The following is a 15082-nucleotide window of genomic DNA, read 5'->3' on the forward strand; positions in this document are numbered from 1 at the left end:
CAAACTTGCTAGTGTTGTCTTCTATGTTGTCCTTCTGGTACAGAAACCATGACCGTCATCTCATCGCGCAAAATTCTGCAAAGACGCCTGTGGGCGCTGTTTATGTTCTTCTTTATTCCCGGCCTGTTAATGGCCTCCTGGGCCACGCGCACCCCCGCTATCCGTGACATTCTGTCGGTCTCGACGGCGGAAATGGGCATCGTGTTATTTGGCCTGTCGATAGGCTCGATGAGCGGCATTCTCTGTTCCGCCTGGCTGGTTAAGCGGTTCGGCACGCGGACAGTGATCCGCACCACCATGTGCTGCGCGATTGTGGGTATGATGATGCTCAGCGTTGCGCTGTGGTTCGCCTCCCCGCTGGCGTTTGCCATCGGGCTGACCGTGTTTGGCGGCAGTTTTGGCGCGGCGGAAGTGGCGATTAACGTCGAAGGCGCAACCATCGAGCAAGAGATGAACAAAACCGTACTGCCGATGATGCACGGGTTTTACAGCCTTGGCACGCTGGCAGGCGCCGGTATCGGCATGGCCCTGACCGCCTCCGGCATCGCCGCTACGACACATACTCTGCTGGCCGCGCTGGTCTGTATCGCCCCGGTTCTGCTGGGGATCACCGCCATCCCGGATGGCAACGGCAGGAACGTCGCGGGTGAAACTAAAACGGGTGAAAAAGGGCTGCCCTTCTATCGCGATATGCAGCTGATGCTGATTGGCGTGGTGGTGCTGGCGATGGCCTTTGCCGAAGGCTCCGCGAACGACTGGCTGCCGCTGTTGATGGTGGACGGTCACGGATTCAGCCCGACCTCCGGATCGCTGATTTATGCCGGGTTTACGCTGGGCATGACCGTCGGTCGCTTTACCGGCGGCTGGTTTATTGACCGCTACAGCCGGGTGACGGTGGTCCGTGCCAGCGCCCTGCTGGGTGGTCTGGGCATTGCGTTGATTATTTTTGTCGATGTCGACTGGGTGGCCGGCGTGTCGGTGGTGCTGTGGGGGCTTGGTGCTTCGCTTGGCTTCCCGTTGACCATCTCGGCGGCCAGCGACACCGGCCCGGACGCGCCGACCCGCGTCAGCGTGGTCGCCACCACCGGCTATCTCGCCTTCCTGGTGGGCCCGCCGCTGCTGGGCTTCCTCGGGGAGCATTACGGCTTACGCAGCGCCATGCTGGTGGTATTGGGATTAGTGATGATTGCCGCCCTGGTCGCCAGGGCGGTCGCCAAACCGGATTCGCAGGCTAAATCTGCCATGGATAATGGATATGAGCGTTAAACTGATTGCAGTTGATATGGATGGCACCTTCCTGAACGATGCGAAGCAGTACAATCGCGCGCGTTTTCTGCGCCAGTACGCGCAGATGAAGGAACAGGGCATACGGTTTGTGGTCGCCAGCGGCAACCAGTACTACCAGCTGATCTCCTTCTTCCCTGAGATCGCCGATGAGATCGCCTTTGTCGCGGAAAACGGCGGTTGGGTGGTGAATGCCGGGCAGGATGTCTACAACGGCGAGCTGACCCAAGCCCAGTTCGCCACCGTGGCGGAGTTTCTCTGCGCCATTCCGGAAGTGGAGGTGATCGCCTGCGGCAAAGGCAGCGCCTATACCCTGAAACACTATGGTGAAACCTTCCATGACCTTGCCGCCAAATATTATCACCGGCTGGAAAAGGTGGACAATTTCGACAACTTCAACGATATCTTCTTTAAGTTTGGCCTGAACGTGCCGGACGATGAGATCCCGCGCATTCAGGCGATGATCCACCAGCAGCTGAGCGACATTATGGTGCCGGTCACTACCGGCCACGGCAGTATTGACCTGATCCTGCCGGGGATCCACAAAGCCAATGGCCTGCGCCTGCTGCAGGAGCTGTGGGGCATCGACAACAGCGAAGTGGTCGCCTTTGGCGACAGCGGGAATGACGTGGAGATGCTGACCCAGGCCGGGTACAGCTTTGCGATGGCAAACGCCCGGGATCACATCAAGGCGGTTGCCCGCTATGAAGCGCCGCACAATAACGACGAAGGGGTGCTTGACGTAATCGACCGCGTGTTAAATCGGGAAGCCCCGTTCAACTAAGCAATGCCCGGCGGCGCGTTGCTTGCACGGGTCTACGGATTTCGTAGGCCGGGTAAGCGCAGCGCCACCCGGCTTGATTGTTTACTCCGGCTGTAACGAACTACCCACCCGCTTGTCTTTCAGGAACACGAACATCAGCCCCAGCCACAGGATGCCGTTCGCCAGGTTGAACAGGCTGAACAGCCCGTTGCCGCCAGAGCTGAAGGCATGTTTGCTGACCTCAATCCCGACGGTAAAGATCAGCATCTGCAACATCCCCATCGCCGCCGATACCGTGCCTTTGCTCATCTCGCTGGCAAACAGCGTCAGGCGCACCAGTCCGGCATTCGCCAGCCCAATACCAAACGCATAGATACTCAGCCCGGCGGTCATCCACAGATAAGCATGGGAGGAAACTACTGTCGCCACCGCGGCCACCACCAGCCCAATCACGATGGGCCAGCCGCCCATGATGATTAACGAACGCACGGTGCGGCGTGACGTCAGGCGGGCCAGGACCAGGTTACCCACAATCAGCGCACCAAAAATCGGCACCTGCAGCAGGCCATACTCGTAGCTGCTGAGCTTTTCGCCGCTGATGATGATCACCGGCGACTGAGCGATCCACGCCAGCAGCGGCAGGCAGACGAAACCAATCGCCAGCGACCCCGCCACAAAGCGGACATTCTTCAGCACCAGCTTATAGTCGCGCCCCAGCTCTTTGAGTGAGAGCTTCTCACCGATGCGGGTGGCGGTTTCGGGCATCGCGCGGTACAGACCGTAAAACGAGATCGCTGCCAGCGCCGCAAACAGCACGAACATCCCCTCCCAGGGCGCGACGTGGACCCAGGCGGCCCCCACCAGCGGGCCAAGCAGCGGCGCAATCAGCGCCACGTTAGCCATCAGGGCGGTGATTTTAATGCACACCGCCTCCTCAAAGGACTCCTGGATGGCGGCGTAACCCACCGCGCCGATAAAGCACAGGCTGACCCCCTGTAAGAAACGCAGCACCATAAACTGCTCGATGGTTTGCGCCAGCAGGGTCGCCAGGCAGGTGACGATAAACCACACCACCCCGGTCAGCATCACCGGACGACGGCCAATACGATCCGACAGCGGCCCGAGCAGCCACTGTAAAAACATCCCCCCCCGCCAGGTAGGCGGTCATGGAGGTGGGAACCCACTCGATCCCGGCGTTGTACTGTTCCACCACCGCCAGCATGCCGGGCTGGATCATATCGTTTCCGATATAGGTGGAGAATTCGTACAGCACCAGACACAGCGGGAACAGCAGCGCCTGACGCCCCAGGCGCGTGCGGGAAGAAGAACGGTTTAGCATGGAGTCTCAGTATCCGATAAAAAATCGCGCAGAGTGTAATGAAATGGCCGCACCAGAGATAGCAGATTCACGCCGCCTCACAGAAATAAGGCACAAATCGCTGTCGTTTAAGGTTTCCTTAAGTTGCCATCCGTATGCTTGGGCTTTTCCAGTCATTGACCTTAATTATGACACAAATCGTCTCCGCTTCAGAATTGTCTAAGTTAAAGACTTCTAAGACAAAAGCCCTTTACCGCTTACCGGTTCGTTTTTATGGTTACCAGCTGCTAGCGCTGCTGGTTCTGGCCGGGCTTTTTACCTGGCTGGCGCGGGATGAAACGCTCGACAGGCTGCTGACGGGTTACTGGTATGACGCGGCAAGTCAGCACTTTCCGCTGCAGCACAATGCGCTGCTGGATCTGCTCAACCATCGGCTGGCGAAATACCTGACCATTGCCGTGGCGGCGGTCACCCTCCTTTACGGCGCGTTCAGCCGCAACCCGCGATTAGTGACGGCGGCGCTGCTGATGGGGCTGGGCACGGCGGTGGTGGGCATCCTGAAGGCTATCAGCCATCACAGCTGTCCCTGGGATCTGGTGGAGTATGGCGGCAAAGCGCTGGCGTATCCCCTGTTTGACTCAGCTCCTCCCGGCAGTGGCCCTGGCCGCTGTTTCCCGGGGGGCCACTCCTCGAGCGGCTTTATGGTGATGGGGCTGTTCTTTGCCTTCTGGCGCGAGCGTCCACGCCTGGCCTGGGGAATGGTCATAGCCGGTGCCGTACTCGGGTTAGTGATGGGCTATGGCCAGGTGATGCGCGGGGCACATTTCTTCTCTCACAACCTGTGGGCAGGTTGGTGGGTGTGGTTTTCACAGGTGGTGGCCTGGGGCCTGATTTCCACCTGGTTTGCAAAAGAGTAACGAGGATATGTTAGAAAATCTGAACTACGGACTGTTTGAACTGATTAATGCCACACCTGCTTCACCGGAGTGGAGCATCAAACTGGCCATCTTTGTGGCAAAAGATCTGATCAGCATTGTACCGGCGCTGATTGCGATCCTCTGGCTGTGGGGGCCGCGCAAGCAGGTGGGCGCCCAGCGTCAGCTGGTGATTAAAATCGCCATGGCGCTGGTGATAAGCCTGGCGGCGTCCTGGCTGCTGGGTCATCTGTTCCCCCACGACCGCCCGTTTGTCGACCGTGTCGGCTATAACTTCCTGCACCACGCCGCGGATGACTCCTTCCCGAGCGATCACGGCACCGCTATTTTCACCTTTGCGCTGGCGTTCCTGCTCTGGCACCGGATCTGGTCAGGCATAGTGTTGATGATGGTGGCCTGCGCCATTGCCTGGTCCCGCGTCTATCTTGGCGTGCACTGGCCGATGGATATGCTGGGCGGGCTGATGGTCGGACTGCTGGGTTGCCTGAGCGCGCAGATCCTGTGGAATCTGTTCGGGCACGCCCTCTATCAACGCCTCTCGCAGCTTTACCGCTTCTGCTTTGCCCTGCCTATACGCAAAGGCTGGATACGTGACTAATTTGGGTTTCACGAGGTAAACTTGAGCCCCCGGCGTAACGGGGGTTCATTTATCGCTCTGAGGACCTATGGAAACACGACGTGACGAACGGCTGGCTCAACTGATCAATGCGCTTAAGCGCAGCGATAAACTGCATCTGAAAGAGGCCGCCGCGCTGCTCGGCGTCTCGGAAATGACCATTCGTCGCGACCTGAACAGTGAAAGCGGGCCCGTGGTGCTGCTCGGCGGTTACATTGTCCTCGAACCCCGCAGCGCTAGCCACTATCTGCTGAGTGACCAAAAGACTCGCCTGGTGGAAGAGAAGCGCAAAGCGGCGCGTCTGGCCGCCTCGCTGGTGCAACCCCATCAGACGCTGTTTTTTGACTGTGGCACCACCACGCCGTGGATCATCGAAGCCATCGATAACGACCTGCCGTTCACCGGGGTCTGTTACTCCCTGAATACCTTTCTCGCCCTGCAGGAAAAACCCGCGTGCCGGGTGATCCTCTGCGGCGGCGAGTTTCACGCCAGCAATGCCATCTTTAAGCCGCTCAATCTGCAGGACACCCTCAGCAACCTGTGCCCGGACATCGCCTTTTACTCCGCGGCAGGCGTGCATGTTCGCCAGGGGGCGACCTGCTTTAATCTGGATGAGCTGCCGGTAAAACAGTGGGCAATGAATATGGCGCAGTATCATGTGCTGGTGGTGGATCACAGCAAGATGGGTAAAGTGCGCCCTGCGCGGATGGGGGAGCTGACGTGCTTCGACGCAATCGTCAGCGACTGCCGCCCGGATGAGGCGCTGGTGACTTATGCTAAGGCGCAGCAGATCAAGCTGATGTACTGAGTGCGGTTTATTGCCCGGCGGCGCTACGCTGGCACGGGCCTACGGTACCGGGCCGTTTGTTAACCCGATGCCCACCGGACGTTCGTAGGCCGGGTAAGGCGAAGCCGCCACCCGGCGATGCTGACGACAGCACTTCATCCCTCTTCAAGAGACCGCACCACCAGATCCCGCAGCCACTTGTGGGCAGGTTCACGATGCAGATGCTCGTGCCAGAGCATATTCATCTCAAAGCCCGGAATATCGACCGGTGGCGCAAAATAGTGAAGCTGCGGATTATCCCTGACCAGCCGCAACGGCAGCATCCCGACCAGGTCAGTGGTGGCAATGGTAAATACCGCGAACATAAAGTGCGGAACCGACAGCACCACTTTCCTGCTTAATCCCATCTCCGACAACGCGATATCGGTGTTACCCCAAAAACCGCCGCCATCCGGTGAAATCATCACAAAATCCAGGTCGAGAAACTGCCTGAGCGTTGGCGTTGATTTCAGCCACGGATGCCCAGCCCGGCTGACCAGCACGTAGCGTTCGCTGAACAGCATGCGGCAGCGCAGCCCCTGCGGTGACTCCTCCCGAATATGAAAGAAGAGATCGACCTTATCCTGCCCGGCAACCTGGGCGATCTGGGAGTTGGCATTTTCCAGCACCGCCAGCCGGGTACCGGGTGCTTCACGACGTAAATTTTTCAGTACCGGCAGCAGCACCGTGTTTTCACAGTAGTCCGCGGCTATCACCTGCCAAGTATGGAGGGATTCGCCGGGAATAAACGGGCCTGGGGAAGAGATGGCTTTATCGAGCAGCGCCAGCGCCTGGGCGAGCGGCGCGCGCAGCAGTTCCGCACGCGCGGTAGGACGCATACCGCGCGGGCCGGGTAAAAACAGCGGATCGTCAAGGCTTTTACGCAGCTTAGCCAGCTGCACGCTGACGGTGGGCTGTGAAAGATTCAGTTTGCGGGCGGCGCGCGTGACGTTCGGATCTTTCAGCAGCGCATCCAGCGTCAGCAACAGATTCAAATCCAGCCTCTTGAGATTATCCATTGTAATACCAGCTATAGTGATAATTAATTTCTACTATACCTGACAAATTCATAATATTCATTCCTCATCAGCCCCTAATGAGGAGAGCAAGCGACGCCGTTATTACCGATATTTTATCGAGCCTGATCAGCGCGGCTGGCGGTTAATTGTAGTGCTGCTGAAATATTATTTATTGCATCACCAATGAATAGCGTTAATCCCTTAAATATTATTCGTTATTTGAATAATCACCTAAAAAACAGGAGTAGAAAATGCCTACGGGACTTTTTGCCTTAGCGCTTGGTGCGTTTGGGATCGGTCTGACAGAGTTCGGTATTGTAGGCTTACTGCCGCAAATTGCCGCTGAGTTTAATGTCACTGAACAAGTCGCAGGATATTTAGTCTCCGGCTATGCCATCAGTGTCGCCATCGGTGCCATTCTGTTAACCGCTGTGATGATCCGCATGGAGCGCCGTTTAACGCTGGTGCTTTTAAGCGGCTTATTTATTATCGGCAACCTGATCTCTGCCCTTTCAACCAGCTACGAAACGCTGCTGTTTGGCCGGATCGTGGCGGCCCTGTGTCATGGAGCATTCTTCAGTATCGGCGCGGTGGTGGCCTCTGACATGGTGGCAGCCGATAAAAAAGGCGCCGCTATCTCCCTGATGTTTGCCGGCTTAACCGTTTCCAATATTGTTGGCGTACCGCTGGGCACCTTTGTCGGGCTGCAGCTGGGCTGGCGTACCACCTTCTGGGCACTGGCGATCATCGGCTTTATTACGATAGTGGGGATCAGGACGTTAATTCCGCTTATGCCCGCTCACCGTGATACCAACCTTGGCCGCGAGTTTGCCGTCTTCAATCGTCCGCAGGTATGGGTCTCCGCCCTTCTGAGCGTACTCTCCTTCGGTGGCGTGATCGGTGGCTTTACCTACATTGCCTTTACCCTGACCCAGGTTTCTGGTTTCACCGCGCAGATGGTGCCATGGCTGCTGGTGCTCTTCGGCGTGGGGACCTTCGTGGGGAATATCTATGGTGGCAAAGCGGCAGATAAATCCCTGAACAAATCTCTCGGTACTATCCTGTTGCTCCTCACCCTGGTCATGGCGGCGTTCGCCCTGTTCGCCCAGAGCCAGATTATGACCGTGATCCTGTTGCTGATGATGGGCACCGTTGGCTTAGCCACCGCGCCAGGGCTGCAGCTGCGCATGATGAAGTATGCCAGCGATGCGCCAACTGTCGCCTCCGGCACCAACATCGCCGCGTTTAATATCGGTAACGCCCTCGGTGCCTGGCTTGGCGGCATGGCCCTGGACAAAGGTTACGGCTTCGTCTCCCCGCTGTGGGTAGGCGCTCTGCTGAGCCTGATTGCGTTGATGGTGGTGATTCTTGGCAGCGTCAACGGCAGCCTGAAAACCAGCCAGGTAAAAGGCTAATTTTACGGACAATACGCCTGGCGCTGTTATATCTGGATAATTAATTCCCGCAACACAATAAAACGGGTGAAAATGAAATAATAACTTTCACCCGTTTAACAACGTATTAAATAAACAACGCACGATAAAATATTATAACAATATTTTTATTCCATGCTTTATCTACATTCTGGTTTTGGCTGACGCAAATGCACCTGCCTTATAAAAATGTCAATGCTAATCTGTAATATATACGGGGTGTTTAAAAATGAATAAAAAGTATGTGGCAAGCGGAAATAATATAGTGGGTTTCTTTCCGGGCTTAGGTAGTCGGGCGGTTTATCAGAATATTGGCGATACGCTGTTGCGAACGGGAAATAACGTTATTAAGCAAATATACCGTGACGCGGCGATAGCGATGGAATACGGAGACCAGCCCGAGAAAATGGTGATTACTCCGGCAACCCTCCCGGAAGGTAAAATGGAACGGCAGGGATTTATCGGGGCCAGCTTTCTCACCCATAACCTTGCCCTGGCAGCCCAGTTTTATGCCGAGGCGCAACAGCAACATCAGCAGCTGCACTTTGTTGCATACGGCGGAGAGAGTTTTGGCATGATTAACGCCGCCGTGGCCAGCGGCGCGCTGAGCGTCGGCGATGGGGTAAAAATCGCTAACTTTTTTACCCCGTATATTTTGCTGGCTTCCGAAAGCCATGACGATCCCTTCAGCCAGGCCGTGATTGATTATTATCCTCCCGCGTTAAAAGAACAGGCGTTGGTTTCCGAGTTTTATTACGTCATCGCATTACGAGGCCGGGAAAAAGAGTTAGCCGAGGCGTTAACCGCATTAAAAGATGAATTTCTTGGCACCGAAATCGAATTACATAAAATCTATAGCCGCAGCCAGCTCAATCTGTATGTCAAAGCGAGCATAAAATCATGCTTCGATATTTTTATGAAAAACTTTGCAGCGATCGAGGTCATCAAGCTTAAGGAGCCGACCGCATTTATTACCCACTCGGCGCAGCTGGCCCCCTTAACGCGGGGACTGGAACAATTCCTGCTCGACCAGCAGATCGTATTCCAGGATCCGCATACGCCGGTGATCGCCAACCACAGCGAGCAGATGCTCACGCAAAAAGAGGAGGTCCGGTCGGCAATCCTTGCCCTTGTGGACCAGGTTATGCTCTCCGCCGCTACCGCCAGCATGGCGGATGATCTGGGCGCTGATGCGATTGTCGAGCTGGGTCTGGGAAATAAATCCGTGCAGATGCTGCGCGACAACCATATTCACACCCCGGCATTTTCCTTTACGGGCGACAGCCGGGAAGCCACGCTGATCGTGCGGGCGCTGGGGGCGTTAAGTACCCTTCGCGACAGTCAGGACGCCGCCCGGATCTGCTCGGGTATCGATCGGTGGATCGACGTGACGCGTGACCATACGGCCTTCGTCACGCTGTTTTTGCCGAAAATCATGGAAGCTATCCAGCAGGTGAATACGCTCAGGCTGGAGGTAAAGGGCAGTATCCCGGTGAGCGTGGAGAGTATTTCTAAAAACAGCTGGCGCTATCGCCACTATTTGCAGTCGGGCGAGAGAGTCTTAATGGCCCGCCTGAGACGCAATATTCAGGGCGATCCCGCAGACAAACACCAGACCTACGCAGATTTAAAAATTCTCACCCCCGACGGCATGATTCGCTATCAGAAAACCCCTTTTATTATCCATGCGGAAAAAACGCTCTTTTATTTATCCAGTCTTGACGGGCTAAGCAACGCCGACGTGTTTAATGCCCTTCAGGATCTGGAAACCGCCCCGGCCTATAACGATATCTGCCTACGCATCGAAGCACAGTACCATGAGGGCGTCTCCCTGCGCAGACTGTTGCAAATGCGCACGCCTGTGGCGCAGCCTGAAACGCAGGTGATTCGACGTATTATTTTGCAGTCGCTCTCCTTTGAACTCCTGAAAATCTACCGGCCCGGGCTGGTCCATGGCGGAAATACCTGCCTGGTGAGCCGTGATTTTATCGGCTGGCTCGCCAGCCTTGTCACCGCTGGCGCCGCTTCGCTGGACAATGCCGTTCAGCTGTGTCGCGATTACTACTCCAGGCTGGGCCGGAAGGTGTCGCCCTGGGCAGTAGTGAAGCAGTTTGCTGCCGGGCTTGCCGATGCCCATGTGCCAGTGATGTCTGTTGCCGGCCTGCCGCTGACCGCCCAGCGGGATCTGGAGATTAACACCTGGAAGATGCTGTTAGGCGATTTCCCGGGACAGGAGGTGCAGGCAGCCCTCGACAGCCATCTTTCGGTCATTACGCTGGATAGCCTGCTCAGCCATGACTCGCTGAATACCGCGCCGTATCAGGCAGACATTATTCTGCTCTCCTCGGTGCGCGATATCTGGTTGCGCAATCCCGAGCGGGTGCTCGAGCAGCGCGAACGCGACGCCCAGGCTGATTTAACCGAAGAGTATCGTCAGGTCGCTGACTACGCTAAACGGCGAAATCTGCTTTGCGGCACCATTAACGCCTACATTGAGGCGGATGAAGTACCGGTCCTGTTCTGTAACGGGGGTAGCGAGTCGATGACCATGTTCATCCAGCGCTCACCCGATGAACCTGTGGTAGTAAGAAAAATATTAAGCGAGGCCTTAACCGCCGCCAAATGGTCCCCCGGCGGGAAAGGCGTCATGCTGCCACCGTTTGCCAAAGCGGCTCGGCAGGTGGACTACCTGCGGGCGCTTCCCGGTCGCATAAAGCCGTTTTTCCCGGAGATTTTTACTATTACCGAACGCGAGATCCTCACCCCTGTCGGCCAGGAGCGGGTCGGTAAAGCCGTCTGTAAGGAGGTCATTTACGAGATGAGTCTGATCGAGGGGGAAGAGGTCAGCCAGTTTATTCATCGTAACTGCCTTGCGCCTCCCGTTGTTGCCCGGCTGTATGAAATCATTTTTACGTTTCTGCGGGACAATGTTCATCGGGAAAATCGGAAGATATCGGGCGGCAATACGCTGGAAATCTCCTATTTCAGGAAAATCGAAGATCGCCTGGGGCTGTGCCGCCAGACCGCTCCCCGTACCTTTGGCCCGGAGCTACTGGACAGCGAGAAAATTATTATCAACGGCAGCGAATACCTGAACATTAAAGCGCTGCTCAGCGCCTTCCGTTCCCACCCTGAGTACCAGCGTATGCTGGAGCCACGCTATCACTCGCTGGTGATGGGCGATACGAATACTGAGAACATCAAGATTAATAACACCGCGCCACTGCTGGCAGCCCAGGTCTTAATTAACCAGCAGAGGAGTGAAGAGGAGATTGCGCAGGCGCTGGCCGCCATTGACGCTGAGGTTATTCAACTGCGTTTTCTCGACCCCCGGGCAATTGGTTTCCAGAGCGAAGGCGCCGGGTGCCAGGATGATTATATGTACGATAATAAGCCGTGGCACAACTCCCTCGGCCATTATGATGAGATCCATAACGAACTGTTTACGCTGGATATAAACCTCAACGCTGAGAAGAGTCCGGTTATCGAAATCCAGTTCACGGAGAATAATGTTTATCAGCAGTCCTACCAGATTACCGACTGCACGCAAAAAAATATTAACCCCCTTACCGATCCGTCGATCGTGGGGATAGAAAAGTATTTCGCGAAGGTCATGGGCAACGTCTATGACAGCGCCAATCCGGAGTCACTTTATATTAAGGAAGATCCGTATTGGTTGGTGCGTTTTGTCTTTATTATGGGCACGCACTTTGCCGCGATGCCGCCTTTCCACTTCTCTTCTGAGCTTGACGGCACCCTTAAAGACAGCGCCGTCACCCAGCGCAGGCCGGTAGCCATTTACTGCGAAGGGATCAAATGGCTCAACTGGGCGCTGGAAATTTTACAGGGTAAGCGCGACCATTTCCTCGGTCTCAGCGTGCCTGTTGTTGAACAGATTGTGACAGAGGCGCTTTAAGATGCAGCACGATAATATCCTGACATCCGGCAATAGTTTGCACGAGGCGTTAAGCCTCCTTAGTAGTGAAAACCGGCTTATTACCACCCCCTGGAGCCGAATAGTCAGAGGACTGGGGTTAGGTCAATATCCTGTGGCCTACAGTGAAACCATTTCCCTGTGGATCCAGGAGGCCTTTGATGAACTCAAAAATAAAGCCAGATATAAAAACAACTACGTTAATTTTTCCTCTTTGCTTTGTGACTTTATCTGCCTGCTGATTAAGCCCGGGCAGAGATTTGGCGAGAACGATAAGCTCGATTACATCTTTAACATACTCTATTTAATTAATAATGAACTCGACTCTTACCGAAGAGTGATGCAGTACAGCATAACCATTGATGCCCTCGCTAAATTAAATATTAATCTTTTTGAATTGCTGGAGGGCAAGGTTGACCTGGCCGGGTTGTTATTTAACGCAATCGGTGAAATTCAATCGAACCGCATAAAAGATGAGAACAGCGGCAAGCATGGCGACTACGAAAAGCTCTCCGCCTATACCTCGGTGTTTTTGGCCCTGGCGGTTTGTGATAAAGCTGGCGCCGCCGTGACCTGGCAGCGGAATCACATTGCTGAGGCACTGCTGACGCTGGATAACATTCCGTCGCCTTTCTTCCGCGGGCGCGGAGGGAGCATGCTGTTTAGCGCTATCAGCCTGATGGGGTATCGCGGGATGCTGCAGAACAAGGGCCGGGATCCTGTCCTGGCGACGCTGGATTACCTCGATCGCGCGGATAGCCTCGGCATCAACCCGTCATTTCCCCAAAGCATGTCCCCTGAGTTTGTCAAAATCTATCCGTTGCTGACAATGTTAAACGCCATTGCCGCCACGGGACATCTGCAGGCGCTTCACTATAAGCAGGACCGTATTCGCCAGGCCAACACGCTGATGGATTCACTTACCCCAGTTGAGCGCACCCATATGGGTCTGTATTACATCATGGCGATCTACAATCTCGGGCTGCTCGATAGTGAAAAACAACGGGTGAACGCACTGGTAGAAGAGCTGGTACACACCGCAAATCATATCGACCCGTCAGAGAACTATTTCCTGCACGGCATCGCCAGCTCTTACGTTATCGAAACCGCCACCCTGACCGGCAGGAAGAGTTTGATTACGGACCCCATCATCAACAGCCTTGCCGGAAGTTTTTCCAGAATGAACAGGAGCCTGGAGGATGAAATCAACCGCCCCTATCCTTTAGCCTATGCGCTAACGATGCTGGGTGAGGCTGGACATGCGGATAAGCTGTTTGAATCTTCGGTGTGCTATGGAAATAAGTCGGCTATCAGCTGGATGATCGACAATCTTACGCAGGTAGAAGACGGGGCTGATGGCCGGCTTTATATGTTCAATCATGCGCTAATCAACCTGATGCTACGCATGCGGGGTGAGGGGCTCACAACGCCGCGCGTCTACCGCGATTTCACTTTTTAAGCGAGAGCCCGCAGGCAAAAACGAAAACGGCAACCTTCTGGCTGCCGTTTTGCTTTTATTAATTAAACCAGCCGCCAAACCAGTCGTGGAATTTCATCAGAACGTAATCCCACATCCGCCCGAAGAACCCGCCCTCTTCCACCGCTTCCATCACGATCAATGGACGCTGCTCGATGGATTTGCCGTTCAGCTGGAAGTCGATGGTGCCAACCACCTGGCCTTTTTTCAACGGTGCGGTGAGCTGCTTGTCGGTCAGGGTATAGCTGGCCTTCAGGTTTTTCAGCTGGCCGCGCGGAATGGTGACCGAGCCGCTTTCACCGGCGCCAAGATTGACCTCGCTCTTATCGCCAAACCAGACGCGCTGGCTGACAAAGGTGGCATCCGGCTTGATCGGGGTAACGGTTTCGAAGAAGCGGAAGCCCCAGGTGAGCAGTTTCTCTGACTCATTAAAGCGGATGCGGTCGGTTTTGGTGCCCAGCACCACCGAGATCAGACGCATATCGCCCTGGGTTGCCGAGGCCACCAGGTTGTAGCCGGCGCCGGCGGTGGTGCCGGTCTTCATCCCGTCCACGTTGACGTTGCTGCTCCACAGCAGACGGTTGCGGTTCGGCTGGCGGATCTTGTTGAAGGTAAACTCTTTCTCTTTATGGATCGCGTACTCTTCCGGCACATCATGAATCAGGGCTCTACCCAGCAGCGCCATATCGCGGGCGGTACTGAACTGGCCCGGCGCATCCAGGCCGTGAACGGTTTTAAAGGTGGTGTTGGTGAGGCCTAATTTCTGCGCATAACCATTCATCAAGCCAATGAAAGAGTCCTGACTACCCGCCACGTAATCGGCCAGCGCGATGCAGGCATCATTGCCCGACTGAATGATTACCCCTTTATTCAGATCGGAAACCGCCACCTGATCGCCCGGCTTGAGGAACATCACCGAGGAGCCGCGCAGCGCCGGGTTGCCGGTCGCCCAGGCGTCTTTGCCGATGGTGACCATGTCGTTGAGCTTGATCTTACCCGCTTTCAGCGCCTGCCCTACCACGTAGCTGGTCATGATTTTGGTCAGGCTGGCAGGGTCGAGTTTTTCATCTGCATTGCCTTCTGCCAGCACTTTGCCGCTGGCATAGTCCATCAATATCCAGGCACGGGCATCAACAGGCGGAGCCTCTGGCGCCGCCTGTTCCGCTGCGTACAGCGAAGGTGCAAAAAGGACCAGCAGCGCAGAACCTGCCACCAGACCGCGTAAAGAAAAAGTGTTTCGCATCATAATGCCACCCGAGTTTCCATTCCAAAAATCACGTCACATCGCCGTGCCGCAAGAAGCGATGAGTAATAACGCACTAAAGCCTTAAAAAAAACCAAAAGCTGGTAAAGTTTTTAAAGTTTATGCAATAACAACCCGATACGCTTTGACCACATCGATTTTTTTCGCATCTGTTGCGTATTGGTTAGGTTTATCTCACCATGTGAAGCCATCAACAAGGATCTTATCCAGATA

10 protein-coding genes and 1 pseudogene are annotated in these 15082 nt (G+C 55.3%); 8 read left to right on the forward strand and 3 right to left on the reverse strand.

Annotation, left to right across the window (positions count from 1 at the left end):
• The first annotated feature begins 48 nt into the window (after positions 1 to 48).
• Positions 49 to 1266: an MFS transporter gene (locus tag LRS40_RS23070; RefSeq protein WP_231312791.1), complete on the forward strand. Its 1218-nt coding sequence runs from the start codon at positions 49 to 51 to the stop codon at positions 1264 to 1266.
• Positions 1256 to 2068, forward strand: coding sequence for a Cof-type HAD-IIB family hydrolase (locus LRS40_RS23075; protein WP_231312792.1), 813 nt, complete (start codon positions 1256 to 1258; stop codon positions 2066 to 2068). The genes LRS40_RS23070 and LRS40_RS23075 overlap by 11 nt, the downstream gene beginning before the upstream one ends.
• Positions 2069 to 2149: 81 nt before the next feature.
• Here the strand turns inward: LRS40_RS23075 and LRS40_RS23080 are convergent.
• Positions 2150 to 3386, reverse strand: a pseudogene (locus LRS40_RS23080) (MFS transporter).
• Positions 3387 to 3553: 167 nt separating this feature from the next.
• Here LRS40_RS23080 and LRS40_RS23085 point away from each other — a divergent pair.
• The 3 genes from LRS40_RS23085 to deoR all read left to right on the forward strand — a co-directional run bounded on the left by LRS40_RS23085 (position 3554) and on the right by deoR (position 5724).
• Positions 3554 to 4282 (forward strand): phosphatase PAP2 family protein, encoded by a 729-nt coding sequence (locus tag LRS40_RS23085; protein WP_142488831.1) that lies wholly within the window; start codon positions 3554 to 3556, stop codon positions 4280 to 4282.
• Positions 4283 to 4289: 7 nt separating this feature from the next.
• Positions 4290 to 4898 (forward strand): undecaprenyl-diphosphate phosphatase, encoded by a 609-nt coding sequence (ybjG, locus tag LRS40_RS23090; RefSeq protein WP_156263286.1) that lies wholly within the window; start codon positions 4290 to 4292, stop codon positions 4896 to 4898.
• A gap of 67 nt (positions 4899 to 4965) precedes the next feature.
• A complete protein-coding gene (gene deoR / locus LRS40_RS23095; protein ID WP_142488829.1) occupies positions 4966 to 5724 on the forward strand; it encodes a DNA-binding transcriptional repressor DeoR in 759 nt (252 codons plus the stop codon).
• A gap of 134 nt (positions 5725 to 5858) precedes the next feature.
• On the opposite strand, the gene LRS40_RS23100 is transcribed toward deoR, so the two are convergent.
• Positions 5859 to 6761, reverse strand: coding sequence for a LysR family transcriptional regulator (locus tag LRS40_RS23100; RefSeq protein WP_231312793.1), 903 nt, complete (start codon positions 6759 to 6761; stop codon positions 5859 to 5861).
• A 251-nt stretch (positions 6762 to 7012) separates the two neighbouring features.
• Between LRS40_RS23100 and LRS40_RS23105 the strand changes: the two genes are divergently transcribed.
• The 3 genes from LRS40_RS23105 (at position 7013) to LRS40_RS23115 (ending at position 13587) form a co-directional block, all read left to right on the forward strand.
• Positions 7013 to 8176 (forward strand): MFS transporter, encoded by a 1164-nt coding sequence (locus LRS40_RS23105; RefSeq protein WP_231312794.1) that lies wholly within the window; start codon positions 7013 to 7015, stop codon positions 8174 to 8176.
• Between the two features lie 397 nt (positions 8177 to 8573).
• A complete protein-coding gene (locus tag LRS40_RS23110) occupies positions 8574 to 12110 on the forward strand; it encodes a hypothetical protein (RefSeq protein ID WP_231312795.1) in 3537 nt (1178 codons plus the stop codon).
• Position 12111: 1 nt separating this feature from the next.
• Complete coding sequence (locus LRS40_RS23115; RefSeq protein ID WP_231312796.1) at positions 12112 to 13587, forward strand: hypothetical protein; 1476 nt, start codon at positions 12112 to 12114, stop codon at positions 13585 to 13587.
• 58 nt (positions 13588 to 13645) lie between these two features.
• Here LRS40_RS23115 and dacC read toward each other — a convergent pair whose 3' ends face one another.
• On the reverse strand, positions 13646 to 14851 hold the full coding sequence (gene dacC / locus LRS40_RS23120; protein ID WP_231312797.1) for a serine-type D-Ala-D-Ala carboxypeptidase: 1206 nt from the start codon (positions 14849 to 14851) through the stop codon (positions 13646 to 13648).
• Positions 14852 to 15082 lie beyond the last annotated feature (231 nt).

Source organism: Leclercia sp. G3L (assembly GCF_021117075.1).
GTDB lineage: Bacteria > Pseudomonadota > Gammaproteobacteria > Enterobacterales > Enterobacteriaceae > Enterobacter > Enterobacter adecarboxylatus_C.

Coding starts and splice junctions, on each gene's coding strand:
- LRS40_RS23070 (WP_231312791.1), top strand. CDS start 49: ATGACCGTCATCTCATCGCGCAAAATTCTGCAAAGACGCCTGTGGGCG.
- LRS40_RS23075 (WP_231312792.1), top strand. CDS start 1,256: ATGAGCGTTAAACTGATTGCAGTTGATATGGATGGCACCTTCCTGAAC.
- LRS40_RS23085 (WP_142488831.1), top strand. CDS start 3,554: ATGACACAAATCGTCTCCGCTTCAGAATTGTCTAAGTTAAAGACTTCT.
- ybjG (WP_156263286.1), top strand. CDS start 4,290: ATGTTAGAAAATCTGAACTACGGACTGTTTGAACTGATTAATGCCACA.
- deoR (WP_142488829.1), top strand. CDS start 4,966: ATGGAAACACGACGTGACGAACGGCTGGCTCAACTGATCAATGCGCTT.
- LRS40_RS23100 (WP_231312793.1), bottom strand. CDS start 6,761: ATGGATAATCTCAAGAGGCTGGATTTGAATCTGTTGCTGACGCTGGAT.
- LRS40_RS23105 (WP_231312794.1), top strand. CDS start 7,013: ATGCCTACGGGACTTTTTGCCTTAGCGCTTGGTGCGTTTGGGATCGGT.
- LRS40_RS23110 (WP_231312795.1), top strand. CDS start 8,574: ATGGAATACGGAGACCAGCCCGAGAAAATGGTGATTACTCCGGCAACC.
- LRS40_RS23115 (WP_231312796.1), top strand. CDS start 12,112: ATGCAGCACGATAATATCCTGACATCCGGCAATAGTTTGCACGAGGCG.
- dacC (WP_231312797.1), bottom strand. CDS start 14,851: ATGATGCGAAACACTTTTTCTTTACGCGGTCTGGTGGCAGGTTCTGCG.